The sequence below is a fragment of the Streptococcus henryi DSM 19005 genome (assembly GCF_000376985.1).
Taxonomy (GTDB): Bacteria; Bacillota; Bacilli; order Lactobacillales; family Streptococcaceae; genus Streptococcus; species Streptococcus henryi.
Genome location: NZ_AQYA01000026.1, coordinates 52,162 through 77,240 on the forward strand (window position 1 = coordinate 52,162; position 25,079 = coordinate 77,240).

A 25,079-nucleotide genomic window follows, 5' to 3' on the forward strand; every position below is an offset into this window, starting at 1 on the left:
ATGAGTCAGATTACCATTAAAAATGCTAAAAAAATCTACAACGATACGCCTGTCATTGAGAATCTCAATGTCACTATCCCTGATGGAACACTCTTTACTCTTTTAGGTCCTTCTGGTTGTGGGAAAACGACCCTTCTTAGGATGATTGCAGGTTTTAACTCCATCGAAGGAGGAGATTTCTACTTTGGAGAAGAACGTATCAATCAGATGGAACCAAGTAAACGAAATATCGGAATGGTTTTCCAAAATTATGCTATATTCCCTCGTTTAACGGTTAAGGAAAATGTTGCTTTTGGTTTGAAACAACGCAAAATGTCTAAATCAAAATTGGAAGAACGTGTTGATAAATATTTGAAATTGATGCAGATTGATCAATTCAGAGACCGTAAGCCAGAAAACCTAAGTGGAGGGCAGCAGCAGCGTGTAGCATTGGCGCGTGCTCTAGCTATCAGTCCAGATGTGCTTTTAATGGATGAGCCTTTGAGTAACTTGGATGCTAAACTAAGAATTGATATGCGTCAAGCTATCAAGGAAATACAAAAAGAAGTTGGAATTACAACCGTTTATGTTACCCATGATCAAGAAGAAGCAATGGCAATTTCAGACCAGATTGCGGTAATGTATCTAGGTGAAATTCAGCAAATTGGTAAACCAAAAGAACTCTACCACAGACCAAGTAATGAGTTTGTCGCAACCTTCATAGGTCGCACCAATATGATTCCAGCTCAGCTTTTACACGAAAATGGTCAGGCTTATATTCGCTTGTCGGATGGGCACACTATCCCCTACCCAGCCTTGAATAATGCTAATGATCAAGAGGTTCGTATCAGTGTTCGTCCTGAAGAGTTTGTTCGCAGTGCTGATGGTCCAATCCTAGCAACCATCAAAGATAGTACCTATCTAGGACTAAATACTGAATATATTGTGGAAACTGGTTTCGCACAGAGAATTCAAGTGACTGAAGAGTCAACTTTGGATGAGGACTTTGGACCAGGTGATACTATTCGTCTACAAATTAATGCTCAAAAAATGAATGTTTTTTCAGCTGATGGTAAGGTGAATTTATTGGAGGTGATTTAGATGAAAAAAGGCCTTCAAAATATGAATATTTGGCTATTGTCATCCATTTTCATATTCATTTCTTACATACTCTTCCTCATTTACCCAATTGTTACCATCCTAAATCAAGCTTTGTTTGTTGATGGACACTTATCATTCGGTAACTTTTTAACCTTCTTTTCAAAAGAATATTATTTTACAACACTTTTTAATAGTTTTAAGGTTTCAGTTGCTGCAACTATCTTGTCTTTGGTTGTGGGAACCTTGTTAGCTTATTGCTTTGCTATGTTCCAATTCAAGGGGAAAAAGGTTCTCCAAATTTTGATTATCATTGCTTCTATGTCAGCACCCTTTGTTGGCGCCTATTCATGGATTCTACTTTTGGGACGAAATGGTGTTATTACTAATTGGTTGTCCTCAACTTTGGGACTTCCTAAATTAGACATTTATGGATTTTCGGGAATCGTACTTGTCTTTACTCTACAGTTATTCCCGCTAGTCTATTTATACGTCAGTGGTGCATTGAAGAGCATGGATAACTCTCTCTTAGAGGCTGCGGAAAGTATGGGAGTTAAAGGGATAAAGAGGTTGACTCACATAGTCTTACCGCTTCTAGTACCAACTTTACTGGCTGCAGCCTTGTTGGTGTTCATGAGAGCCTTCTCAGATTTTGGGACACCGATGCTGATTGGAGAAGGCTATCGAACATTTCCAGTTCTTGTCTATTCACAGTTTATCAGTGAAGTCGGTGGAAACTCAGCTTTTGCGTCTGCTTTGGCAATCATTGCCATTACTATTGCTTTGCTTATTTTCCTTGTTCAAAAATATGTTGCTCAGAAAAATAGTTTTAGCATGAATTCTCTTCATTCAATTGAACCTAAAGTCATTTACGGATTACAGAAATTCTTGGTCTATCTCGGTGTCTATGGAATCATTGGTCTGGCAATTTTACCGCAAACTTATTTGATTTATACATCGTTTTTAAAAACATCAGGAATGATTTTCGTTCCCGGTTACTCATTAGATAGTTACCGCCAGGCATTTGATAGAATGGGAACTAGTATTTTAAATACTTTACGTATTCCTCTTATGGCTTTAGTGTTGGTATTGGTTTTTGCGACTTTCATTTCATATCTAAGTGTTCGTAAACGCAACCCATTCACTTCTCTAATTGACAGTATGAGTATGATTCCATACATCGTTCCAGGAACTGTAATGGGTATTGCATCTATTACTGCTTTTAATACAGGTATTGCAAACTCAGGTTTTCTGGCAATTGTAGGAACATCATTGATAATGGTAATTTCTTTAGCAGTTCGACGTCTTCCTTATACGATACGTTCTTCAGTTGCCTCACTGCATCAAATTTCACCTAGTATTGAAGAAGCAGCGGCAAGTTTGGGAAGTTCAAGACTCAATACATTTGTTAAAATTACTATCCCAATGATGATGTCAGGAATAATTTCTGGAGCTATTCTCTCTTGGATTACCATGATTTCAGAGTTATCAACATCCATTTTACTTTATAATATCAACACCAAAACAATGACTGTTGCCATCTATACAGAAGTTTTAAGAGGAAACTACGGTATAGCAGCGGCCCTCTCAACTATTTTGACGACATTTACAGTTCTTTCATTACTATTATTCATGAAAGTATCTAAGAGTGACAGTATCACAATGTAGCTAGTTTGTGGTGTGAAACCTAGCTTAATTATTTAATATATAAGTTTTTAAAATTTAGAACTCTTAAATAAGCTCAACTACCTGGTTGGGCTTGCTTTTTTGGTATAATAGAGTAAATTAAATTATTTCTTTAGATTGGAGGAGTTATGCAAGCAACTTATAATATCGATAACTCAGTCCTTTCTTATAAACATAAGTGGGATCTTTGGTTAATTGCCTTTGGGCTTTAGAAAGTTAATGGTATCAGTCCTTCAAAATATATGGAGCAGTTGGCTGACAAACAGGCGCGTGGTGAATACACTTACGAGCAGGTTTACGAAGAAATCACCAAGTATCACCAGTCAACGGATGCTAGTACTCTTGAGGCAGATCAGGTATCTCTTCGTATCGTTGAGATGCTGTCGCAAAATGGGTTCAGTCTGCGACCAACTACCCTGCTTCATATCCACAAGGAGCTCTTTCAAGGAGTCTTTGATAGCAGCATTCCAGTCGGTGAATATCGTAAAGTTAATATCACTAAAAATGAACCTGTTCTCAAAGGAGATACCGTCATTTATTCTGATTTTCCAATGATTCCAGCGTCTTTGGATTCTGATTTTCAGCAGGAAAAAGAGTTTAATTATGCTGGTCTAGATGAAAGAGCTATCGTTAAACGCATTCAAACTTTCATATCAGATATTTGGCAGATACATCCATTTCGAGAAGGAAATACAAGAACTGTTACTGTATTTTTGATTAAATACCTCCGTGCCCTTGGATTTGAGATTGATAATGGGCCATTTCAAAACAATTCCAAATATTCCCGAGATGCCCTTGTTTTAGACAATTCGAAACTTCTCCAGAAGTGTCCAGAATACCTCACGGCATTTTTTGAGAATCTTCTCTTGGATGGAAAGAACGATTTGTCGACGGAGAGGATGTACGAGGAGTTGGGTATATATAGATGATTAAGAAGACACAGTATTACAGCTGTGTTTTTAATATCTTTTGGATTTCACATTCAGCTGATTCCAAGGAGAATCAAAAAGGTAGAGTGCTGGATTTTATTAATAAAGTATCAAATAGCAAAAAAGTTGACACACAATGTATATACGTGATAAGATTAAGGAAAAGGAGGTGTTCGTATGCTTTTGGAACAAGATATTATTCAGTTAAAAGAGTGGGGAAATAGTAGTGCTTTTCGGATTCCTCAGAAATTATTGAAATCTTTAGGTTTTGAATCGAATCAAGAATTTTCAATCAAAGCAGTTGAGTCTAGTGGACACAGACAACTAGTTATCGAACCAGTCCTTAGTCAAGAAGAAAAAGTTTCTATTGTTGAGTCAATGTCAGGTATTCTAGCAGAAGCAGATCCTATTGATGTTAAAGAATATCGAAGAAACCGAAAAGAGGAAAGGCTGAAAAAGTATGAAAGTCTTACTTGATGTCAACGTCATTATCGATTTTTATCTAAATAGGGATGAGGCATCTAAAGAAATTATTCTCAAATCAGTATATGGTATCTATACAGCGCATATTTCTACCAATATGTTGACAGACATTTATTATATTTTGGATAAGAATGGGAAAGAAGCAGGACCAATAGTAGAGAAACTCTTGCAGATATTTCAAGTTCTAGATGTCACAAAAGATGATTGCTTGCGGGCCTTGACTCTAAAGATGCCAGATTTTGAAGATTCGGTAGTAGCTGCTGTTGCTCTATCCAACAACATTGATATCCTTGTTACAAGAAATGAGTCTGACTTTAAAGGTAGTGGCCTTGTCGTTTATTCTCCAGATGAATTCCTAGAACGTTTAAGAAGGTGATTTATGCCCTATTTTTACGAAAAATCTACGAGCAGAGTTGCTAAGCGACTCGCTCGTTTTCTATATTACGGGACCGATAAAGTTCTGAATCTGTTTGAATATCAGGATAGCCAGGAACAATTTATCATCAGTGACCAGCATCTAGAGACCTATTTTACGCCTCGACGAAGTGAATTATCGGCTAGTGAAAAGCTAGTATTGTATTTTTCACTTTTCAAAGGTCGTTTGGATGTTTATGCCAAATCTTATATCAATGACCAGGGAAAAATTCAATATTATCCTTCCTACAATTATGGTTGGCGTAATCTGCCAGCAGAGAAAAGGACCTGTCAGCCTTTAACTGACCAAGTGCTGAAGGAACACCTTCAAGGTAAAACCAGTATTGGCATTTTTCCGATGACTAAGGATGACACCTGCTCTTTTCTTGCTATTGATTTTGATAAGAAGGATTGGCAGGAGGCTGTTTCAGTTTTTAGGGAAATAGCAGAGCAGTACAGCTTTCAATCGCATGTTGAAATTTCACGGTCAGGTAATGGGGCGCATGTATGGTTCTTTTTTGAAGAGGAAATTTCTTGTCAACAGGCTAGAAATTTTGGGAAATCCTTGCTTGAATTGTCAATGCAAGCCTCAAAATCCGTCAGTTTTTCTTCATTCGATAGAATGTTCCCAATCAGGACCTCTTACCCAAAGGAGGATTTGGTAATCTCATCGCTCTGCCCTTGCAAGGAGAGGCCTTTTCAAAAGGACGTACTGTTTTTGTTGATAAAGACTTTAAACCATATGTTGACCAATGGGAATATCTACAAGGTGTTGAAAAAATCAGTCAAGAGAAGATTACCAACTTCCTTGGGAAAAAATTTCTTAGTCAGCAAAATGATAAGTGCTTGGAGATTTCATTATCAAATGTTCTAAGTATCAGAAAAGACGAGATTTCAGCTAAAACCTACCATTTTTTGAGAAAACTAGCCTCATTCTCAAACCCAGAGTTCTATCTAAAACAAGCAACGAGGCAACCTACTTATCAGACTCCTGAACGAATCTACTTATTCGAGGAAACGGAAGAAGACTTGATGCTGCCTAGAGGCCTCTTATCAAGTCTTAAAGAACATTTTGAAGAAATTAAGATTAAAGATAATCGCTATAGTCACGATTCTATCAATGTTTCTTTCAATGGTCAATTGCGTTTTAATCAAGATGCTGCCTTAGGGGATTTATTGGCCAGTGAAAATGGCGTTTTGAGTGCGGAAACAGGTTTTGGTAAAACGGTTTTAGGAGCTGCTTTGATTGCTAATCGGCAGAAGAGGACTATTATTTTGGTTCATAACCGCCAGCTTTTGGAGCAGTGGTTGGAGCGTTTGTCACAATTCTTGACTTTCGAAGAGGATGAAGCAGTTAGATATACGCCATCTGGTCGCGAAAAAGTCATCGGTCACATTGGTCAATACGGTGCTTCAAAAAAATGGCGGAGCAAACTAGTTGATGTAGTCATGATTCAATCGCTCTTTAAAGGTGATAACATTTCAAGTTTTTTGGATGACTACGATATGATGATTGTAGATGAATGCCATCATGTGACCGCTCTGCAATTTGAAAAAGTAGTGGCCCAGTTTTCAGGAAAATTTTTATATGGTTTAACAGCAACACCTGAACGCAAGAATGGGCATGAGCCAATTCTATTTCAAAGAATAGGAGATATCCTACATACTGCCAAAACAGAGCAATCTGAATTTGAGAAACATTTAAATCTTAGGTTGACTTCATTTGGGAAACTAGACCTGGAAAAGTCTAAGAGCACTAGCTTTATAGCCCTAAGTGACTGGCTCGCCAAGGATGATTTTCGCAATAAAATGATTGTACAAGATATCCTGAAAATGTATGCTGATAAGCACAAAATACTAGTTTTAGTTAATCGTGTAGAACATTTGGAAATCTTGCAAAATTTACTTACTCAAGAGTCACTCACAAATATATTTTGCCTTAGTGGAAAAAGTAAGCGTAAAGAATCAAAAGAAACACTGGAACAAATCGAAGGATTGGGTAATGAGGAGCCACTCGTACTTCTTTCGACTGGAAAATATGTTGGAGAAGGTTTTGATTTACCAAAACTGGATACTTTGATTTTAGCTGCGCCATTATCCTGGAAAAATAATTTGATTCAGTACGCCGGTCGTCTTCATCGCCCCTACCAAGGTAAAAACAAGGTTGAAATATTTGACTATCTAGATATCCATGTTCCCTACTTAGAGAAGATGTATCAAAAAAGACAAGTTGCTTATCAAAAAATGTCTTACCTCATGTCTTCGGATGGTAAAAAGCAGAGCTTATTTACAAATGCTGACTATAATCAAGTTTTTACAAAAGATATGCAAGAAGCAAGAGCAACTGTGTCTATTCAAACCAATTCTATAACTAGCAGTAGGATTTATGAAATTCTAGGACTACTGGGTGATAAGCAGGTTAGTATACAGATACCTAGAACACATAAATTGAGTTCTTGGTTGAAAAATCTAGAAAATGAGAGAATAAGAGTCAATTTGCTTCCTAACAAAGTTAATACCAATGTCATTATCATTGATAAAAGTATCGTTTGGTATGGTAATTTATCGCCATTTGGATACAGTATTGATGATGATATGACTTTGTTACGTATAGAAGGTAGTGATATTGCAGATGAGTTTATAGAAAAGATAGATAAACGATAAATCTCCTCTTGATTACGAATAATAATTAAGAAGGAGAATGATGGTTTTTATTTGAATAAAGTGTTACAATGTTTATACAATAGTAAGAGAGGTGATGCAAATGAGTACAATTACTGTTCGAGTAGATGACGAATTGAAAAAAGAAGCAGCAGCATTATACAAAGAGTTAGGTATGGACATGTCCACTGCCATTACCGTCTTTTTAAAGCAGAGTGTCCAAACTCAAAGCATTCCTTTCCCAATTCAGCGGTATAATAAAACGACAGAAAGAGCTTTTTGGGAAGCTGAACATGGAATTACTAAAAGTTTTGATTCAGTTGCTGAGCTTTTTGAGGATTTGGATAGTTGAATATTGAGCGTACGAATCAATTTTTAAAAGATTATAAACGCTTAAAGAAGAAGCATTATGATTTGACAAAACTGAGACATGTTATTGACTTAATTGTAAATGGAGAAAGAGAAATCTTATATCATCAATATAAGAACCACTATTTACAAGGGAAATACAAGTCCTATCAGGAGTGTCATATAGAGCCTGATTGGCTGTTGATATATAAAATTCATGGAAAACAGCTTACTTTAGTTTTAACAAGAACAGGTTCTCATGATGACTTGTTCAAATGAAAATAAAATTCTCCTTTGCATCGATTTTTCGATGCTTTTTTATTATCAAAAATAACAGGTTTTCATTTTGAAATTGAAATTAATTATCAATTTTTTCAATATTTGCAGAAAAAGCTTCAAAATATGTATCCGCTTACAAATAAAAGTGAGATAATAATTTTATCGTATTGAAATAATGATGATATGTTGGAGAATGACATGATTTTAGCGCATTATGATCGTGAAAAAGAAAAGAAGCAGAGTTTGGAAGACCATTCATTAAATGTTGCACAAATGGCTAGAGAAGAAGCAAGCTCAATTGATCAGGGAGACATATTGTTTTTGATTAGTCTCTATCATGACTTGGGAAAAGCGGATAGTCTTTTTCAGAATAAATTGTTTAACCATCCCAATATTCATGTTGATCATTCTTATGCTGGAGCTAAGTATCTAACGGTTATGATTTCTAAAATTCTAACTAATTGTGATGCGATAGAGGAAGTTCAACTTTTCAATGAAATTGTAGGATATGTCATTACAGCGCATCATGGTATGTATGATATCTATTATGATGGTGGGACCAAGGAGACATTGGATTTTCGTTTTAATAAATTTTACAAGAGGAGAGAAAGACCGGTTAAGGTAGAGGATTATCATTTTGTACCAGATGTGGTGGCTTTTGAAAGAAGTTTAGAAGACCACCTACAGGAAGATGGCTACACAGACTTGTCAGACCTCATTCAAAAGGCTTTTTCAAATTTTAAAAATGCTTGGTCTAAGCTAAGTCCAAATGATGAAAGTGAATCAGCTTATTACAGTGGTTGTATGGTTCGACTCTATCTCTCACTCCTCAAAAATGCGGATATTCTAGATACAATCAATGCCTATGATTTAAAACTGGAACCACGAAATGAATCAGAAAATACCAAATTGATAGAATCTTACTTTGATTCGGTAGAAGATTTGTATGCAGGTTTTGGAAAACCTACGACAATTCTCAATCGCATTCGTACAGACATTGGTGAGCGAGTCAAGGCGCGTGGTGCAAATGACTCAACTGGAATCTATCGTATGAATTTGCCAACTGGTGCTGGGAAGACAAATTTGAGCTTACGATATGCGACACATCAGATGATTTATCAGCAGAAAAAAAGATTTTTCTATATTACTCCCTTCTTATCTGTCTTGGAACAAAATGCTGCTGCTATGAAAAAGGTTATAGGTGAGGATGGTGTTTTGGAACACCATTCCAATGTCATTCATAAAACCGAAAATCAATATCAAGAAGAAGTTGAGGCAGATAGTCGGAAGGACTTACAGGCAGATTACCTCATCGAAACTTGGGATAGTCCTGTCGTTCTTACTTCAATGGTTCAATTCTTCCAGACCTTGTTTAAAACACAATCAGCAAATATCAGACGCTTTTCTAGTCTGATTGACAGTGTAGTGATTTTGGATGAAGTACAGTCCCTCCCAATTGAGGTGACTACTCTTTTTAACCTGACCATGAATTTTGTTAGCAAGGTCATGAATACTACTGTGGTACTCTGTACAGCAACTCAGCCAGTATATGATTCAGAAGCGATTGCTCACCAGTTGGTTTATGGTGGGAAAATGGCAGAGCAGACTGATATTGTGACTGTTTCAGATGAGGAACAAGAAATCTTTACAAGAACAGAACTTCGTAAATTTGACAATAATGATGGAAAAACAACTTTATCAGATTTAGCTGAATTCATTCTTGAAAAAGAGGAATCGACTCTGATAATAGTTAATACCAAGCCCACAGTAGATAAGCTGTATACAATTTTAGAAAACCAAACTGATAGACCCCTTTATCAACTATCAACCAATATGTGTCCACAACATCGACTAGATATTATTGAAGAAATTAAAGCAGGTTTGGGTAATGATGTTCCTTTAATTTGTGTCAGCACACAACTGATTGAGGCAGGAGTTGACGTAGATTTTACCAGTGTTATTCGCTCTTATGCAGGAATTGATTCCATTGTGCAAGCAGCTGGTCGCTGTAATCGAGAAGGTAAGCGAGACTTAGGACAAGTGACACTAGTAAATCTTACTTCTGAAGAAGAAAATCTTTCACGACTGAAAGAAATCAGGAATAAAAAAGATGCTACTGAATCTATTTTATTTCAAAAGACTTCCTTGATTGATATTTCAGCTCTCAATAAAGCATTCTTTGAGAAATATTATGCCGATAATCAAAATCGCATGGACTATCCATTGAGTGATAGTGAAACAGTCTATGACTATCTGAGCCAAAATAATTTTGCTGGACCAAAATTAAATGGTCTACTAAGGCAGTCTTTTAAAAAAGCTGGTCAGAAAATGAACCTCATTAATGATGAAAGTATCGGAGTCTTCGTTCCTTATGGAAAAGCAAAAGAAGAATTGGAATTATTAGAATCTGAACTTGAAGCAAATCCTTATCCAAGTGGACAAGAATTATTTGGAATCAAACAGCGATTGAAGCAGCTGCAGCCGTATACTGTGAATCTGAGGGAACATGACAAACGTTTAGATGCTACTCGTTCCTATCTTAATGGTCAGATTCGGATATTACAAGAGGGCTACTATGACGATGTAGTTGGATTAAAAAAAGAAGCAGATAGTTTTATCCTGTAAGTGAAGATAAAACTATCTGCAAAGTGCTAATCATAGCACATAAAATATAAATATAATTTCAATCCACATAGTTCATTTACTATGATAGTTGTATTATATCATATCATATCTAGATTTTATTGATTCAAGAATAGGACTTTTGTTGTTTTGACAACATATAAAGGTTTTTCTGAGTAATATTTTAGGGTACTTCTAATAACTCCCTAGATAAAAGATAATGTCATTCCAAAACTCTGAAAAATCAACACTTTTATTTTCGAAAACCAATTTTATAATATATAAATATAGAACATAATTATTTGTAAAAAATTGCCTTTTAAAGTATACTTAATATATCAAATAAGGAGGCAATCATATCATTAGTAATATCTATAATTTATTAATTGAGCTGCTACACCAGTTACCGGGTATTTTGACAGCTTTAGCGGGTTTATTGGCGGTAGTTTCTAAGAATAAATCAGAAAAATAGGGTTGAAATGAGAAGGGTGAATGTTATAAACATCTTTCTCTGAATCTTATTAGATATTCTAAAACAATTGAATCACAATAATTGAAAAGGAGGTTGTCCAATTTGTACAGATCTCGAAATTTTTACATGAGGGTGCGAGGTGATTTAGCTCTCTTTACAAATCCTGCAACAAAAGGTGGTGGTGAGAGAAGTTCTTATCCCATTCCAACTCGACAGGCATTACAAGGAATTGTTGATGCAGTGTACCATAAACCTACTATTACCAATATTGTTACAGAGGTTAAGGTGATTAATCAGATACAGACAGAGCTGCATGGCGTGCGTGCATTACTTGCGAATTATGGTGCTGACTTGAGTTACGTATCTTATTTAAGTGATGTTGAGTATCTGGTCAAGTTTCATTTTATTTGGAATGAAAATCGACCAGATTTGATTCAAGATCGATTGCCCAATAAGCATGAGGCTATCATGGCTCGTTCTATCAAAAAGGGTGGACGTCGAGATGTCTTTCTCGGGACACGTGAATGTCTTGGTTTGGTTGATGAAATCAGTCAGGAAGAATATGAAACCGCTGAGTCCTATTACGATAATCAAAGAATTGATTTAGGAATCATGTTCCACTCTTTTGCTTATCCAAAGGATAAGAGTCAGCCTTTACAATCGTTTTTCACCAAAACAGTTCTAGATGATGGGGTTGTTAAATTTAAAGAACAGGTAGAATGTGAAATTGTCAATCACTTATCCAGTTATGCCTTTAAAACAGCTGGTCCAGTTAAGTCAGTTGATGAAGAATTTGACCAATACCAGCAGGATGAAGTCAGAGAAGAAGGAGGTCGCTAATGGATTTCTTTACTTCACTTTTACAGGCCTATGAGTCAGCAGAAAAAGCTGGTCTGGTGGATAACCACCAGCAGGCAGGAACAAAGTTATTACCGATTTACCATTCCAGTTCCAAATCTCACGGGAGTGATATAATCTCTATTCAATTAAATAAAGAAGGCCAGTTTATGAAAGCTGATTTTCTGTCCAATGATGAGATTATTATCTTTCCAGTTACTTCAGATTCGGTTGCTAGATCCGGTAAAGATCCCGCTCCGCATCCTTTAGTGGACAAGTTATCCTACTTCGTTTCAGAAATTAGCCAGTCCCAGTATGATAATTATCATGCACAACTAGATACTTGGATAAAATCTTGTCAGAATGAAGAAGTTAAAACATACTTATCACTCATCCAAAACTTTATTTTACAAGCTGACTTTCTTCAAAAGATTTTACAGTCTCTTTTTGGAAAAGAATATCAAAGAGAGGGATTAAAAATCACTTGTTTTCAGGATGATGGAAAGGAGAAGAAAGTTGATCTTTCAAGTTGCTTTGTTGAGTTTAAGGTGGATGCTTTTATTGGTCATCAAACCATCTCTGTCACAAATTATAAAACCTTGCACGAAGATTATATTGCATTTGTTGAAAGTCTAGACGCTGATAAAATTATTTGTAATATCAGCGGTCAAAAAGAAGTTTTGGCTACTAAGCATCGTGGCTTACTAGGAAATGCAAAGCTTATCTCTGTCAGCAATAATAATGAAATGTATAAGGGGCGTTTTAAGGAAAGAGATGATGTCTTTACAGTAGGTACAAAATCTTCTGAAAAAATTCATCTAATGGCGAAATTCTTATTAGAACATGATCATACCCATACTTGGCTTGGTGGGGTACAACATCTCATCAACTGGTTTAGTGACGATTTAACAAATGAAAGTCAGCTAGATATTACGGTTCCAATAGTTGAAGACCTTGATGAATGGAGCACGATGCCAACTATTTCCGTGGTAGCCAAAGAGGCTGTCCCTTTCTATATTGGAGAGATGAACCAAAAGGTTAGAAAATCCTATATTAAGGGGAACAAACAATTTAGTGATGCTTCAAATTACTATGTGGCCATTCTTAACAAGACAAGTAATGGCCGTATCTCACTCAAGTATTTCCGCCAACTGAAATCATCTAAATTATTGGAAAATCTTGACTCTTGGCAGGATAAGTATTCTTGGGAAGCTTTGAAAAAAGGTGGCGGATACCATCTTAAAACACCTAGTTTCAATGAGATTATTTTGGCTGCATATGGCGTAGATAGAGAACGCTTTTTGGACTTAGATAATGATAGTTTTCGTAGCGTGCAATATCAACAATTGATCACAGCACTTTTGGATGGTCAAAAAATCCCACTTGCTATTGTCAAGAAATTGGAAAACAATCTCAAACAGAGACACAAGTATCCAAAACACTGGTATCATATGCAACAAGTTAGTTTAGCTGTTTTGCATAAACAGAATGGAAGGGAGTTTACACCAATGTTAGATCATGAAAACAAGGACCGAGACTATCTCTTTGGACGTCTCTTAGCTATTTATGAGTTGCTAGAAGCTCAGAGGTATGAATTGGATGGTGGCAGTAAAGATCGTGTTACGAATGCGGAACGCTACTGGACAGCCTACACTGGTCAACCAGCAAAATTGATGAGTCACTTGGAAAACAAGGTCAAACCTTATGAAGAAGTTCTGAAATTAAATCGTCCAGGAATTTTTCATAAATTGGAGAAGGAGAGAGAGGAAATCGTTGAATTATTAAATCCAAAAATTATGGAAAAAGATTTTAATCAGCCGTTGGATTATAAATTCATTTTTGGATACTATGCAGAGAAGAAATATTTTTACACAAAGCAAGTAAAGGAAAGCGAGGAATAGCAGATGTTGGAAAATAAGATTGATTTTATGGTAACAGTTGAAGTGCGAGAAGCCAATGCTAATGGAGATCCGCTCTCAGGTAATATGCCAAGAACAGATGCCAAAGGCTACGGCTTGATGAGCGATGTCTCAATCAAACGCAAGATTCGCAATCGTATGCAAGATATGGGGCAACCTATCTTTGTACAAGCGGGAGATCGAATCGAGGACGAATTTAAATCCTTGGAAAAACGTTTTTCAAATCATTTCACAGCTAAAACACCTGACAGTGACATTGAAGAACAAGCAAACCAAATGTGGCTGGATGTACGTGCTTTTGGGCAGGTGTTTACATACTTGAAGAAATCAATCGGTGTACGCGGACCAGTGTCAATCAGCATGGCAAAATCTTTAGAACCAATTGTCATTTCAAGTCTGCAGATTACTCGCAGTACTAATGGTATGGAGGCCAAGAGTGAAAGTGGCCGGTCTTCTGATACCATGGGAACCAAACACTTTGTAGACTACGGAGTTTATCTTGTCAAAGGTTCCATTAATGCTAACTTTGCTGAGAAAACTGGCTTTAGTGATGCAGATGCTGAAGTCATTAAAGAAGCACTAGTCAGTCTCTTTGAAAACGATGCCTCATCTGCTCGACCAGAAGGTTCTATGCGTGTGCGGGAGGTGTTTTGGTTCACTCATGCAAGCAAATTAGGAAACGTTTCTAGTGCGCGTGTCTTTGATTTGTTAGAATTTGACAAGGATAAGCAAGATAAGGATAGCTATGAAGATTATGGCATTCATCTGAATCAAGAAAAATTGGCAGATTATCAAGCTAAGGGATTGGAAGTTGATGTTTTAGAAGGGCTTTAAGATGGTCTATGATGAAAATGATTACCTTATGTTATCTGGTATTCAGCATTTTCAGTTTTGCAAGAGACAGTGGGGTCTAATTCATATTGAACAAGTTTGGGCTGAAAATGAAGCAACAACCCACGGACAAATTTTACACCAAAAAGCAGATAACCCCTATATCAAAGAAAAGCGCAAAGATGTCATTACTTCAAGAGCAATGCATGTTTCCTCTAAAACTTTGGGTTTATATGGCATCCTGGATGTAGTCGAATTTCACAAAGACGAGTCTGGTGTGAAGCTAAAAGGAAAACGTGGCAACTGGATTCCTAGAATCGTTGAGTATAAACGAGGAAAGCCTAAAAAGGACACTCGTGACATTGTTCAATTGGTTGCTCAAACTATTTGTCTAGAGGAAACTATGGGATGTCATATTGAAGTCGGTTACCTCTATTATCATAGTGTCAATCAGAAAAAGGAAATAGAGATTACGGATCAACTGCGTCAGGAAGTGTATGACTTAGCTGAACAAATGCACACTTATTATGAGCAAAAAATTATTGATAAGGCCGAATATTTTAAGAATTGTTCCTTATGCTCATTAGTAGATATTTGTATGCCACGATTAAGTAAAAAGTCTCGTAATGTTGAAAATTATATCAGGCAGTCTTTGTTGAGTGAGGAAAGTATATGAAAAAACTTTTGAATACTTTGTATCTGACACAGGATAATTTTTTCTGACCCGTGAGCGTGACAATATTATTGTCAAACAGGAAGGAAAAATTGTTAGTCGTTTTCCGTATCGGATTATTGATGGGATTGTGTGCTTTTCTTATTTAGGGGCATCACCATCTCTGATTGAACTCTGTGCTCAAAATCAGATTAACCTTTCTTTCCATACTCCTCAAGGGAGATTTTGTGGTCGTTTTGTTGGGCCAACGAATGGAAATGTTTTACTGAGACGAGAACAATACCGCTTAGCTGATGATATAAACTCTCTAGAATATGCCAAGAGGTTTATTTTGGCAAAAGTATCTAATTCCAGAAAATATTTAGTTCGTTTCAAGCGTGACCATAGGGATCGCATTAATAGTCAGTTATTTGAAGAAATTAATACGGAATTGACATGGGCCTTAGAAATGATACAAGCAGCTCCAGATAAGGAAACCTTGTTAGGTATCGAAGGTCAGGCTGCCAATCAGTATTTTCGAGCTTTCAATGATTTGGTTTTAACTGATAAGAAAACCTTTCAATTTGATGGACGAACTCGTCGCCCACCTTTGGATTGTATCAACGCCTTGTTGTCATTTGGCAACCTATGAATGTCAGTCCGCTCTTGAGGCAGTTGGTTTGGATTCCTATGTTGGCTTTTATCATACGGATCGTCCTGGACGAGCTAGTTTAGCTTTGGATTTGGTTGAAGAATTTCGATCCTATATCGTTGATCGTTTTGTCTTTTCTTTGATTAACAAGGGACAACTAACTAAGAAACACTTTGACATCAAAGAAAATGGCAGTGTTATTTTAACAGAAAAAGGTCGAGCGATTTTTATTGAAGCTTGGCAGAAGCGTAAGCATACTGAAGTTGAACATCCTTTTACAAAAGAAAAAGTGAAATTAATGCTCCTACCTTATGTTCAAGCTCAGCTATTGGCCAAAGCAGTCCGAGGAGATCTAGAATCTTACCCTCCATTTTTAATCTAGGAGTAATCTTATGATGGTTTTAGTGACCTATGATGTCAATACAGAAACGGCAGCAGGACGTAAGCGACTCCGTCATGTTGCAAAATTGTGTGTGGATTATGGTCAACGTGTACAAAACTCTGTTTTTGAGTGTTCGGTAACTCCAGCAGAGTTCGTTGAAATTAAGAATGAGTTGCTCACAATTATCGACCAAGAGTCTGATAGTATCCGCTTTTATCTGTTGGGAAAAAACTGGCAGAATAGGGTAGAGACAATTGGTCGAGATGATAGTTATGACCCAGATGTGGGGGTCTTGCTCCTATAATCTTATGTGCGAACCTAGGTTACACATCAAAACCTGGGTCATTCGCTCATAAAAATGAAGAATTAGTGGTGAAATAGGTCGATTATTGGGTAATAAGAGCCTGAGTAAGAGTACTTTTTTTGCCACAAACGGTGCAACTACGCGCCGTCGCTCACTTCGCGGGAGCGTGGATTGAAATCTCCACCCACTCAGAGTTAGTTAAACATTGCTGTAGTCGCTCCCTTCGCGGGAGCGTGGATTGAAATAACTAAAATATTTCCGCTTAACAAGTTGTATGTGTCGCTCCCTTCGCGGGAGCGTGGATTGAAATTTCTCGGTCAGCTGACGTGTTAAATAAAATAGTTTGTCGCTCCCTTCGCGGGAGCGTGGATTGAAATATGGAGAAGAATACAAAGGTAAGAAATATAAAAAGTCGCTCCCTTCGCGGGAGCGTGGATTGAAATATTGATGTTGATGCCATAGAACTTGATGACAAAGGGTCGCTCCCTTCGCGGGAGCATGGATTGAAATATAATCTGCATAATGTTTTGTTGCTGTAGCTGTGTCGCACCCTTCGCGGGTGCGTGGATTGAAATTTTTAACCAATCCATTTGGTTAACCTCCATAGATGTCGCACCCTTCGCGGGTGCGTGGATTGAAATAACAAGGATGAGTATGACAATTTCATCAGCACTAAGTCGCACCCTTCGCGGGAGCGTGGATTGAAATGGGTTACACACGTATTTGAAAAATTGACCGTAGAGTCGCTCCCTTCGCGGGTGCGTGGATTGAAATTGGTCAGCAATGACGCCGATTGTGTGCCGTTGATTGTCGCACCCTTCGCGAGTTCGTGGATTGAAATTGCGCCAGCCGATGGAAAAGTTGAATTATCATCCGTCGCTGCACGGATGAAGTATTATACTTTTAGAAATACTGTACTAGTAATTGGTTGTCAAAGGTAATGATTTTAAATTAATAGGAGATACCTTTTTTGAATATCTAATTCATTCTTGGTTGTATTAATCAGTAAAAGTGGAGCATGTCTCGGCTTTTTACTTGACTTTATATACAGAAAGCTATATAATAAACTATACAAAAGGATATATAGAGGTGAAGTCATGGATATTGTTGAAAAAAAGGTACAGGTTAGTTTTAAGACTGATTCTGAATTATTAAAAGAAGCAAAAAAAGTTATCGCTGATAATAATCTTGATATGACAAAGGCTTATAATTTATTTTTGGAAAACATCGTTGCTAGACAAGAGATTCCTTTATTGACAGAAGAGGAACTACGTAAAGAGAAAATATTTAAGAGTCTTCAGCAGGATGTAGCTGAATCAATTGCAGAGTATCATGCAGGTAAAACCAAAACATTAGATGAGGTTCGAGAGAAATATGGACTTGGAAATTTATAATGTTATTCTATCGGATAAGGCCTCCAATGATATTGATGCCATTTATAACTATATATTAAAACAATTACTTTCAAAACAAGGAGCAGATCATTTTATTGATCGAATTACTAGAGCGCTTCAAGGTTTGAGTATATTTCCATATGTTGGATTTGATGTTGAGTCAAAATATGGTAAACAGGTTTCATACCTTCATCGAGTAAGAGGTATAGTTGTTGATAAATATCTAATTTTTTATTTTATTCAAGAAGAAAAAAGAGATGTTGTCATCTCAAGAATAGTAGGATCACAAAGCAACTACATTGAAATATTATCTAGAGACAATATTTAGAAAGGTCCTGTTATGTCTTTCGAATCTGATTTTTTTAAGCGCAAGCGGGTTGGTTTTGATACGCTTTTGCCTTTTGGTTTTGTGGCTGAAGGGGAGGGCTTCCTTTACCGTGCGACCATTATGGATGGGGCTTTTGAGGCGCGGGTCCGGATTGATGGGGCTGGGCAGGTTTCGGGGGCGCTCTGGGATTTGGACATGGATGAGGATTACGCGGCTTATCGGGTGACGGCGCCGGCTGGTGCATTTGTCGGGGAGGTGCGTGAAGCTTATGGGCAAATCTTGTCGAGCATTGCACAGCACTGTTTTCTTGACATGCCTCTGGTCTCTGATCAGGGCAATGATTTAGCGCAGCATATTTCCCAAAAATACGGGGATAGCTATGACCATCCTTTTGACAAGTATCCTAAGTTTTTGTCCTATCGCAACCCCAGCAATAACAAGTGGTATGCTCTCTTCATGACGTTGGCGCGTGAGAAGCTGGATTTAGGTGATGAGCTTTGGGACCAAGAAGCGCTCAAGGCCGAGGTGGAGATTGTCAATCTCAAGGTGGACCCCAGTCGCATGGCGGACCTCCAGGCTCAGGCCGGCATTTACCCCAGCTACCACATGAACAAGAAGTCTTGGGTGTCGGTGGTTCTCGACGGGACTGTGCCCCAAGATTTGTTGGCGGATTTGGTGGACAATAGCAGAGCTTTGACCATGCCTGTGGGCTATCGCAGTCAGTCTGGTCCAGATTACTGGGTCATTCCAGCCAATCCCAAATACTTTGACATCGACGCAGAATTTGCCGAAAGCAAGGTGGTATATTGGACGCAGAAGGCCAAAATCCAAAAGGGCGATTTAGTCTTCATGTATGTCACCGCACCAGTTCAAGCCATTCGCTATGTCTGTCGCTGTCTGGAAGCAGAAATTGACAACACCATCTATCCTGACTATCCAGACATTAAGAAATTGATGAAGGTAGAGCTTATTCATACTTTTGATGACAGTCTCTTTCCTTTTGAAGCCATGAAAGAACTGGGTGTGCGTGCCGTCCGCGGACCGCGACGTATGACCAAGGAATTAATAGAGGCTATCAATAAGGAGCTGCCTGAATGATTAGAAAAATTAGACTCAGCGATGCTACTGAACTTCATAAGCTTAATCGTGACTGCTTAGGCTATGACGTTCCTCTTTCTCTTACACAAAATCAGTTGGAGAAGTTAATGGCAGATCCTCATCATCATTTTTTGGTAGCAGAAGTGGATGGAAGGGTTATTGGCTACCTCCATGCTCAACTCTATGAAACCCTCTATTTTGAACCTCTTTGGAATCTCATGGCCTTAGCTGTTTCAGCTGATTTTCAGAGACAGGGAATAGCAAGTGACTTGATGGTGGCCTGTGAAGCGCTAGCTAGGCAGGCAAAAGTTGCGGGTATTCGAGTCAATTCAGGGATTTCTCGTGGCGGAGCACATGCCTTTTACCAGAAAATGGGATATGAAATTCGACCAGACCAGAAACGATTTTTGAAGCGCTTTAATGATGGTGATGACAGGGTTTGAAAAAACTGCTGAAAAATTCAAAAAATTTGCTAAAATCCTTTTCTTTTGTCTCCTATAAGTGTATAATAGCCCTATTGTTAATTATTTTAACAAGACTATTTTAAAAAATCTTATAAGGAGGAGCATATATGAAGAAAAGCTTTATTCATCAGCAACAGGAGATTTCTTTTGTTAAGAATACTTTCACTCAGTATTTGATTGACAAATTGGAAATCGTTGAAGTTCAAGGACCTATTCTCAGTCAGGTCGGGGATGGTATGCAGGATAATTTGTCTGGAATTGAGCACCCTGTATCTGTTAAGGTATTGAAAATTCCTGAAGCTGAGTTTGAAGTTGTCCATTCATTAGCCAAGTGGAAACGTCATACATTGGCGCGCTTTGGTTTTAATGAAGGGGAAGGGCTTTTTGTTCATATGAAAGCTCTTCGTCCAGATGAGGATTCTCTGGATCCTACTCACTCTGTCTATGTTGATCAGTGGGACTGGGAAAAAGTAATTCCTGATGGACGCCGTAACTTGGCTTATTTGAAAGAAACAGTTGAAAAGATTTATAAGGCTATCCGTTTGACGGAGCTGGCAGTTGAGGCACGCTTTGATATTGAGTCAATCCTGCCTAAGCAAATTACCTTTATTCATACTGAGGAATTGGTAGAACGTTACCCTGATTTGACTCCTAAAGAGCGTGAGAACGCTATTGCTAAAGAGTATGGTGCAGTCTTCTTGATTGGTATTGGTGGTGTCTTAGCAGATGGTCAACCTCATGACGGTCGTGCACCTGACTACGATGACTGGACAACAGAATCTGAAAATGGTTATCACGGTCTAAATGGTGATATCCTTGTTTGGAATGAACAATTGGGAACAGCTTTTGAGTTGTCTTCTATGGGGATTCGTGTTGACGAAGATGCGCTTAAGCGTCAGTGTGCTATTACAGGAGATGAAGACCGTTTAGAATTTGACTGGCACAAGACCTTACTTCGTGGATTCTTCCCACTAAGTATTGGTGGTGGTATTGGTCAATCTCGTATGGCTATGTTCTTGCTTCGTAAGAAACACATTGGCGAAGTTCAATCCAGTGTTTGGCCAAAAGAAGTCCGAGATACATTCGAAAATATCTTGTAGGATGTATTTCTTATTTTAACTATAATATAAAATCGTTAGAAGCTAAGTTCTAACGATTTTATATTATTCGAATTGGCATAATGTTAGGCCTCTGGCCTCAGCATCAGATAGTGTCGTCGAGCTTGTGCTCTTAGAATTATTTAAACCTCTACAATTAGGTGATAGGTGGTATCTTTTACCTGTTGCTGTGATATATACAGTTGCAGTACTTTGGTCTTGGGCTGCTTGAGCGGCTTGCTGTGCTGCAGCCTGTTCTTGAGCTTCACGGCTTTCGATGGCGGATATTACTGCAGTAATTCTTCTGTTTAAATCAGCATTTTTTTCGGAATCTGAAACATATCCAGTTTTTGTTTGAGCTTCTGAAATGTTATTTCGATTTTGATCATTTTCAAGATTCTTAACAGCAACTTCTGCATCATTTTCTCGAGTTGTAATGGCATTTGATACAGCCTGAATCCTTCTGTTTAAGTCAGCTTTCTTATCATCATTTTTAACACGATCAGTAATTTGCTGAGCATCAGAAATATTTTCCCGTATTTGATTATTTTCAAGGTTTTTAACAGCTTTATCTGCTTTATCAATGATAAGTGTTTGTTCTACTTTGGAAATTCGTTTCTTTAAAGATGATTTTGTTTCTTTATGTTTTACTTTTTTTACAATTTTTTTGGCATTTAATAGTTTTTCTTCGGATGGCTCTTTTTCAAGATTTTTAACTATTTTTTTAGCTTGTCGTATATTATTATCTGATGAATTCTTTTTATCCCCTTTACTATCTGCCGATACAATAGTGGACTGATTGCTTATGTTATCTATAATACTATTGTTAACAAGTACTCCTTGATTAACTTGTAATGAGAAAATACAAACTGCTAAGAAAATAAAACTTTTAATTTTTTTCATTTTTCCTCTCCTAAAATAATTTGATATGTGAAATTTTATGCCTTCATTTTAGCACTTTTCCTCGGCGTTGTAAACGTTTTCTGGTAATGAACATCACTTTTTTCTAGATTTTCTGAAATAGTTTTTCTTTTAGGAAAGTTTTAGTCTGTCTTGCTATCCTTTTGGCATTAAGTGGGACTTTTTGCTATAATATTGCTTATGAGAGTAGTAGCTGGTAAATTTGGTGGTCGTCCTTTGAAAACCTTGGATGGCCAAACGACTCGTCCAACGACTGATAAGGTCAAGGGCGCTATTTTTAATATGATTGGTCCTTTCTTTGATGGGGGCCGTGTTTTAGATTTATTTTCAGGAAGCGGAAGCTTAGCTATTGAGGCTGTTTCACGCGGGATGGATGAAGCTGTGTTAGTCGAACGTGATCGTCGTGCGCAAGCTATTATCCAGGAAAATATTAAGATGACTAAGAGTGAGCAACAATTTACTTTGTTAAAGATGGACGCGAATCGTGCTTTGGAACAGTTGGCTGGGAAATTTGATTTAGTTCTTTTGGATCCGCCTTATGCCAAGGAGGAGATTGTCAAGAATATTATGATTCTTGATGAAAGAGATTTGCTGTCAGAGGATGTTATGCTTGTCTGTGAGACTGATAAGTCTGTGGACTTGCCTGAGGAAATTGCAAGTTTTGGAATTTGGAAGCAGAAAACTTATGGCATTTCTAAGGTGACTGTTTATATTCGATAGTCTGTCACTTTTTTTGGAAATTGGGAATACTGACTTAGTTTGCTTTCTCTAGAATTGTCTTATTTCGGGGTGGGCTTCAGTTTGATTAGAATAAGGACAAGACATTTCTGATTATTGCTCTTCTTTTACCCTCAAACTTCGTGAGGGAAGCTTATTGTCTGATGTCTTTGTGACATTGATCTTCCCTTTTTATATCCTTATTTTTTATCTTGAGGAGGATTGAATGGATAAAATTGGACTTTTTACAGGTTCTTTTGACCCAGTAACAAATGGTCATGTTGATATAATTAGACGTGCCAGTAAGCTTTTTGACAAACTTTATGTTGGCGTTTTTTTTAACAATGCTAAAAAAGGTTTGTTTACGGTTGAAGAGCGCAAGTCTATGCTTGAAGAGACTTTTGCTGACCTATCTAATGTTGAGATTATTACTGCTAGTGGTGCTTTAGCTGTTGATGTTGCTAAGCAATTAAAAGTAACGCATTTGGTGAGGGGCTTACGAGGTGCAGAAGATTTAGATTTGGAAGCACGGCTAGATTTTTATAATCATGAATTAGCACCTGAATTAGATACTGTGTTTTTAATGACAAAATTGGATATGAAATTCCTTAGTTCAACACATGTTAGGGAGCTCATTCATTTTAAATCAGATATAAGTAAGTATGTTCCTGAGTGTGTTGTTAGAGAAGTGGAGAAAAAACGTGGCTATAAATACCTCTAAGAAGCCTTTAAAGAATTTTAAGCAAATTTTTAACCGTCTAAAATGGTGGCTACTAGGTCTTCTGGCTGTTCTAGTAACCTTTAGTTTATTTGTTCCTCTGCCGTTTTATATGGAATCTCCCGGTGGTGCCTATGATATTCGACAGGTTCTTTCAGTAGATGATAAAGATGACGAGGCAGACGGTTCTTATAATTTTGTTGCTGTCAGTGTCAGCCGTGCAACATTTGCACAGCTTATTTATGCATGGGTAACCCCACATACGGAGATTATCAGTGCAGAAGCTATGACAGGTGGTGCTAGTAATGACGACTATCTGAGAATAAATGATTATTTTATGCAGAGTTCTCAAAATACAGCGACCTATCAAGCATTATCATTGGCGGGGAAAAATGTAGAACTGGTATACAAGGGAGTTTATATTCTTAGTGTCAATGACAATTCAACCTTTAAAGGAATTTTAAACATTGCTGATACGGTAACAGGTGTAAATGGTAAAACTTTTGATAGTTCCGCAGAGTTGATAGCCTATGTATCCAAGCTAAAATTGAAATCTGATGTGACTGTCCAATATACCTCTTCGGGTGAAGAAAAAGAAGCTAAAGGTAAAGTTATTAAACTAGATAATGGTAAAAATGGTATTGGAATTAGCCTAGTGGATCATACAGGTGTTGAATCTGATACAGATGTTCATTTTTATACTGAAGGTGTTGGTGGACCGAGTGCTGGTTTGATGTTTACCCTTGATATTTATGATCAATTGGTAGATGAAGACTTGCGTAAGGGAAGAATCATTGCAGGTACTGGGACTATTGAATCTGATGGTTCGGTTGGAGATATCGGCGGAGCTGCTTTAAAGGTAGTTGCTGCTGATGAAATTGGAGCAGATGTCTTCTTTGTTCCAAATAATCCAATCAACGAGGAAATTCTAAAAGAATACCCAGACACAAAAACTAACTATGAAGAGGCTTTAGAAGCAGCCAAAGCTATAGGGACTGATATGAAAATTGTACCTGTAACAACTGCTAAAGAAGCTATTGAATATCTTGAAAAAACGAGTTAAATTCGAAATTTGTTTTAAGAACTGTGGTGTTGGTGAACATCATGGTTCTTTTTAATTAATCTTTTATTAAGTTTTCTAGGGTAAACTGAAATTAATTTAAGAAGACAAGTATATTTAATTTATGATTATCGAGGAGAACTATGGTAACTTGGAAAAAAAGATTAATGGTAGGACTAGAGTCTCTGATTCTTTTTATCTACTTAGATGGCTGCCTCTTAATATTCATTAGATCTATTGATGGCAATGGTATCTACCAAACCGTGACAATGAAATGGACAAGTTTCCTTTATTGGACATTTGGTTTGATTTTTTTGATTTGCTGTCAGTTGGCTGGAATTGTTTTATGGAAAAAAAGCCATGAAAAATGAAGTGGTTAATTATAGGTTTTAGTGCTGGCGAAAGTCAGCTCTTTTTCAGATTTTGATTGTATTCGACTTGCACTAAAATAAGCATGTTAGTGTAAAATAATACTCGGAAAAACGTTTACATGTTTTCAAAATAAAAAAAGTCCTATATCCTAGGAAATGACGAAATAACCCAAAAGGATATAGAACCTATGACTATTGTAACAAAGATTGGAAAAATTTTAAAGACTAGTAAACATTTATCTGAGTTAGAAACAGAAATAATGAGTTTGATGAGTAAGGTCTTTACAGAGAGTTTGGCTCATTGCTTAGAACGCTTAGATAAGGAACTTATTTCAGACTACCATAAGGATGGCTGGGAGATTG

At 37.2% G+C, this 25,079-nt stretch carries 24 protein-coding genes and 2 pseudogenes; 24 read left to right on the forward strand and 2 right to left on the reverse strand.

Annotated elements, in window-relative coordinates; all coding sequences use genetic code 11:
• The 15 genes and pseudogenes from F601_RS0102985 to cas2 all read left to right on the forward strand — a co-directional run bounded on the left by F601_RS0102985 (nucleotide 1) and on the right by cas2 (nucleotide 16,548).
• A complete protein-coding gene (locus tag F601_RS0102985; protein WP_018164187.1) occupies nucleotides 1-1,080 on the forward strand; it encodes an ABC transporter ATP-binding protein in 1,080 nt (359 codons plus the stop codon).
• Nucleotides 1,081-2,745 (forward strand): ABC transporter permease, encoded by a 1,665-nt coding sequence (locus tag F601_RS0102990; protein ID WP_018164188.1) that lies wholly within the window; start codon nucleotides 1,081-1,083, stop codon nucleotides 2,743-2,745.
• Nucleotides 2,746-3,005: 260 nt separating this feature from the next.
• On the forward strand, nucleotides 3,006-3,692 hold the full coding sequence (locus F601_RS0103000) for a Fic family protein (RefSeq protein ID WP_018164189.1): 687 nt from the start codon (nucleotides 3,006-3,008) through the stop codon (nucleotides 3,690-3,692).
• 177 nt (nucleotides 3,693-3,869) lie between these two features.
• Nucleotides 3,870-4,169, forward strand: coding sequence for an AbrB/MazE/SpoVT family DNA-binding domain-containing protein (locus tag F601_RS0103005; RefSeq protein ID WP_018164190.1), 300 nt, complete (start codon nucleotides 3,870-3,872; stop codon nucleotides 4,167-4,169).
• A complete protein-coding gene (locus F601_RS12235; RefSeq protein WP_018164191.1) occupies nucleotides 4,153-4,551 on the forward strand; it encodes a type II toxin-antitoxin system VapC family toxin in 399 nt (132 codons plus the stop codon). The genes F601_RS0103005 and F601_RS12235 overlap by 17 nt, the downstream gene beginning before the upstream one ends.
• 3 nt (nucleotides 4,552-4,554) lie before the next feature.
• Nucleotides 4,555-7,253, forward strand: a pseudogene (locus F601_RS12240) (TOTE conflict system archaeo-eukaryotic primase domain-containing protein).
• 100 nt (nucleotides 7,254-7,353) lie between these two features.
• Nucleotides 7,354-7,602: a type II toxin-antitoxin system RelB/DinJ family antitoxin gene (locus F601_RS0103020; protein WP_026183082.1), complete on the forward strand. Its 249-nt coding sequence runs from the start codon at nucleotides 7,354-7,356 to the stop codon at nucleotides 7,600-7,602.
• Complete coding sequence (locus F601_RS0103025; RefSeq protein ID WP_018164194.1) at nucleotides 7,599-7,877, forward strand: type II toxin-antitoxin system YafQ family toxin; 279 nt, start codon at nucleotides 7,599-7,601, stop codon at nucleotides 7,875-7,877. Before F601_RS0103020 ends, F601_RS0103025 begins: the two co-directional genes overlap by 4 nt.
• A gap of 198 nt (nucleotides 7,878-8,075) precedes the next feature.
• Nucleotides 8,076-10,502 (forward strand): CRISPR-associated helicase/endonuclease Cas3, encoded by a 2,427-nt coding sequence (locus F601_RS0103030; protein ID WP_018164195.1) that lies wholly within the window; start codon nucleotides 8,076-8,078, stop codon nucleotides 10,500-10,502.
• Between the two features lie 571 nt (nucleotides 10,503-11,073).
• Complete coding sequence (gene cas5c / locus F601_RS0103035; protein ID WP_026183083.1) at nucleotides 11,074-11,811, forward strand: type I-C CRISPR-associated protein Cas5c; 738 nt, start codon at nucleotides 11,074-11,076, stop codon at nucleotides 11,809-11,811.
• The gene (gene cas8c / locus F601_RS0103040; protein WP_018164197.1) at nucleotides 11,811-13,709 is read left to right on the forward strand and encodes a type I-C CRISPR-associated protein Cas8c/Csd1; all 1,899 of its coding nucleotides are present in this window, start codon (nucleotides 11,811-11,813) and stop codon (nucleotides 13,707-13,709) included. The genes cas5c and cas8c overlap by 1 nt, the downstream gene beginning before the upstream one ends.
• A gap of 3 nt (nucleotides 13,710-13,712) precedes the next feature.
• Nucleotides 13,713-14,561: a type I-C CRISPR-associated protein Cas7/Csd2 gene (cas7c, locus tag F601_RS0103045; RefSeq protein WP_018164198.1), complete on the forward strand. Its 849-nt coding sequence runs from the start codon at nucleotides 13,713-13,715 to the stop codon at nucleotides 14,559-14,561.
• A gap of 1 nt (nucleotide 14,562) precedes the next feature.
• Nucleotides 14,563-15,234 (forward strand): CRISPR-associated protein Cas4, encoded by a 672-nt coding sequence (gene cas4, locus F601_RS0103050; protein WP_018164199.1) that lies wholly within the window; start codon nucleotides 14,563-14,565, stop codon nucleotides 15,232-15,234.
• Nucleotides 15,231-16,244, forward strand: a pseudogene (gene cas1c / locus F601_RS12245) (type I-C CRISPR-associated endonuclease Cas1c). The gene cas4 and the pseudogene cas1c overlap by 4 nt, the downstream one beginning before the upstream one ends.
• 10 nt (nucleotides 16,245-16,254) lie before the next feature.
• Entirely contained in the window at nucleotides 16,255-16,548 is a 294-nt protein-coding gene (gene cas2 / locus F601_RS0103065) for a CRISPR-associated endonuclease Cas2 (protein WP_018164200.1), read from the forward strand.
• 329 nt (nucleotides 16,549-16,877) lie between these two features.
• On the opposite strand, the gene F601_RS12250 is transcribed toward cas2, so the two are convergent.
• A complete protein-coding gene (locus F601_RS12250) occupies nucleotides 16,878-17,138 on the reverse strand; it encodes a hypothetical protein (protein WP_018164201.1) in 261 nt (86 codons plus the stop codon).
• Nucleotides 17,139-17,645: 507 nt separating this feature from the next.
• Between F601_RS12250 and relB the strand changes: the two genes are divergently transcribed.
• The 5 genes from relB to asnA all read left to right on the forward strand — a co-directional run bounded on the left by relB (nucleotide 17,646) and on the right by asnA (nucleotide 20,932).
• Nucleotides 17,646-17,942, forward strand: coding sequence for a type II toxin-antitoxin system RelB/ParD family antitoxin (gene relB, locus F601_RS0103075; RefSeq protein WP_018164202.1), 297 nt, complete (start codon nucleotides 17,646-17,648; stop codon nucleotides 17,940-17,942).
• Complete coding sequence (locus tag F601_RS0103080; RefSeq protein WP_018164203.1) at nucleotides 17,923-18,270, forward strand: type II toxin-antitoxin system RelE/ParE family toxin; 348 nt, start codon at nucleotides 17,923-17,925, stop codon at nucleotides 18,268-18,270. Before relB ends, F601_RS0103080 begins: the two co-directional genes overlap by 20 nt.
• A 12-nt stretch (nucleotides 18,271-18,282) precedes the next feature.
• Complete coding sequence (locus tag F601_RS0103085; RefSeq protein ID WP_018164204.1) at nucleotides 18,283-19,368, forward strand: MmcQ/YjbR family DNA-binding protein; 1,086 nt, start codon at nucleotides 18,283-18,285, stop codon at nucleotides 19,366-19,368.
• Complete coding sequence (locus F601_RS0103090; RefSeq protein WP_018164205.1) at nucleotides 19,365-19,811, forward strand: GNAT family N-acetyltransferase; 447 nt, start codon at nucleotides 19,365-19,367, stop codon at nucleotides 19,809-19,811. The genes F601_RS0103085 and F601_RS0103090 overlap by 4 nt, the downstream gene beginning before the upstream one ends.
• A gap of 128 nt (nucleotides 19,812-19,939) precedes the next feature.
• Nucleotides 19,940-20,932 carry an aspartate--ammonia ligase gene (gene asnA, locus F601_RS0103095; RefSeq protein WP_018164206.1) on the forward strand — a complete coding sequence of 331 codons (993 nt, stop codon included), beginning with the start codon at nucleotides 19,940-19,942 and terminating at the stop codon, nucleotides 20,930-20,932.
• A 63-nt stretch (nucleotides 20,933-20,995) separates the two neighbouring features.
• Here the strand turns inward: asnA and F601_RS12620 are convergent, their stop codons facing one another.
• Nucleotides 20,996-21,832 carry a hypothetical protein gene (locus F601_RS12620; protein ID WP_018164207.1) on the reverse strand — a complete coding sequence of 279 codons (837 nt, stop codon included), beginning with the start codon at nucleotides 21,830-21,832 and terminating at the stop codon, nucleotides 20,996-20,998.
• Between the two features lie 198 nt (nucleotides 21,833-22,030).
• Between F601_RS12620 and rsmD the strand changes: the two genes are divergently transcribed.
• The 4 genes from rsmD (at nucleotide 22,031) to F601_RS0103120 (ending at nucleotide 24,716) form a co-directional block, all read left to right on the forward strand.
• On the forward strand, nucleotides 22,031-22,570 hold the full coding sequence (rsmD, locus tag F601_RS0103105) for a 16S rRNA (guanine(966)-N(2))-methyltransferase RsmD (RefSeq protein WP_026183086.1): 540 nt from the start codon (nucleotides 22,031-22,033) through the stop codon (nucleotides 22,568-22,570).
• Nucleotides 22,571-22,793: 223 nt separating this feature from the next.
• Nucleotides 22,794-23,288 carry a pantetheine-phosphate adenylyltransferase gene (gene coaD, locus F601_RS0103110; protein WP_018164209.1) on the forward strand — a complete coding sequence of 165 codons (495 nt, stop codon included), beginning with the start codon at nucleotides 22,794-22,796 and terminating at the stop codon, nucleotides 23,286-23,288.
• Nucleotides 23,230-24,348, forward strand: a complete 1,119-nt coding sequence (locus F601_RS0103115; protein ID WP_081600863.1) for a SepM family pheromone-processing serine protease — start codon at nucleotides 23,230-23,232, stop codon at nucleotides 24,346-24,348. Before coaD ends, F601_RS0103115 begins: the two co-directional genes overlap by 59 nt.
• 140 nt (nucleotides 24,349-24,488) lie before the next feature.
• Nucleotides 24,489-24,716, forward strand: coding sequence for a DUF3923 family protein (locus tag F601_RS0103120; RefSeq protein ID WP_018164211.1), 228 nt, complete (start codon nucleotides 24,489-24,491; stop codon nucleotides 24,714-24,716).
• The last annotated feature ends 363 nt before the right edge of the window (nucleotides 24,717-25,079 follow it).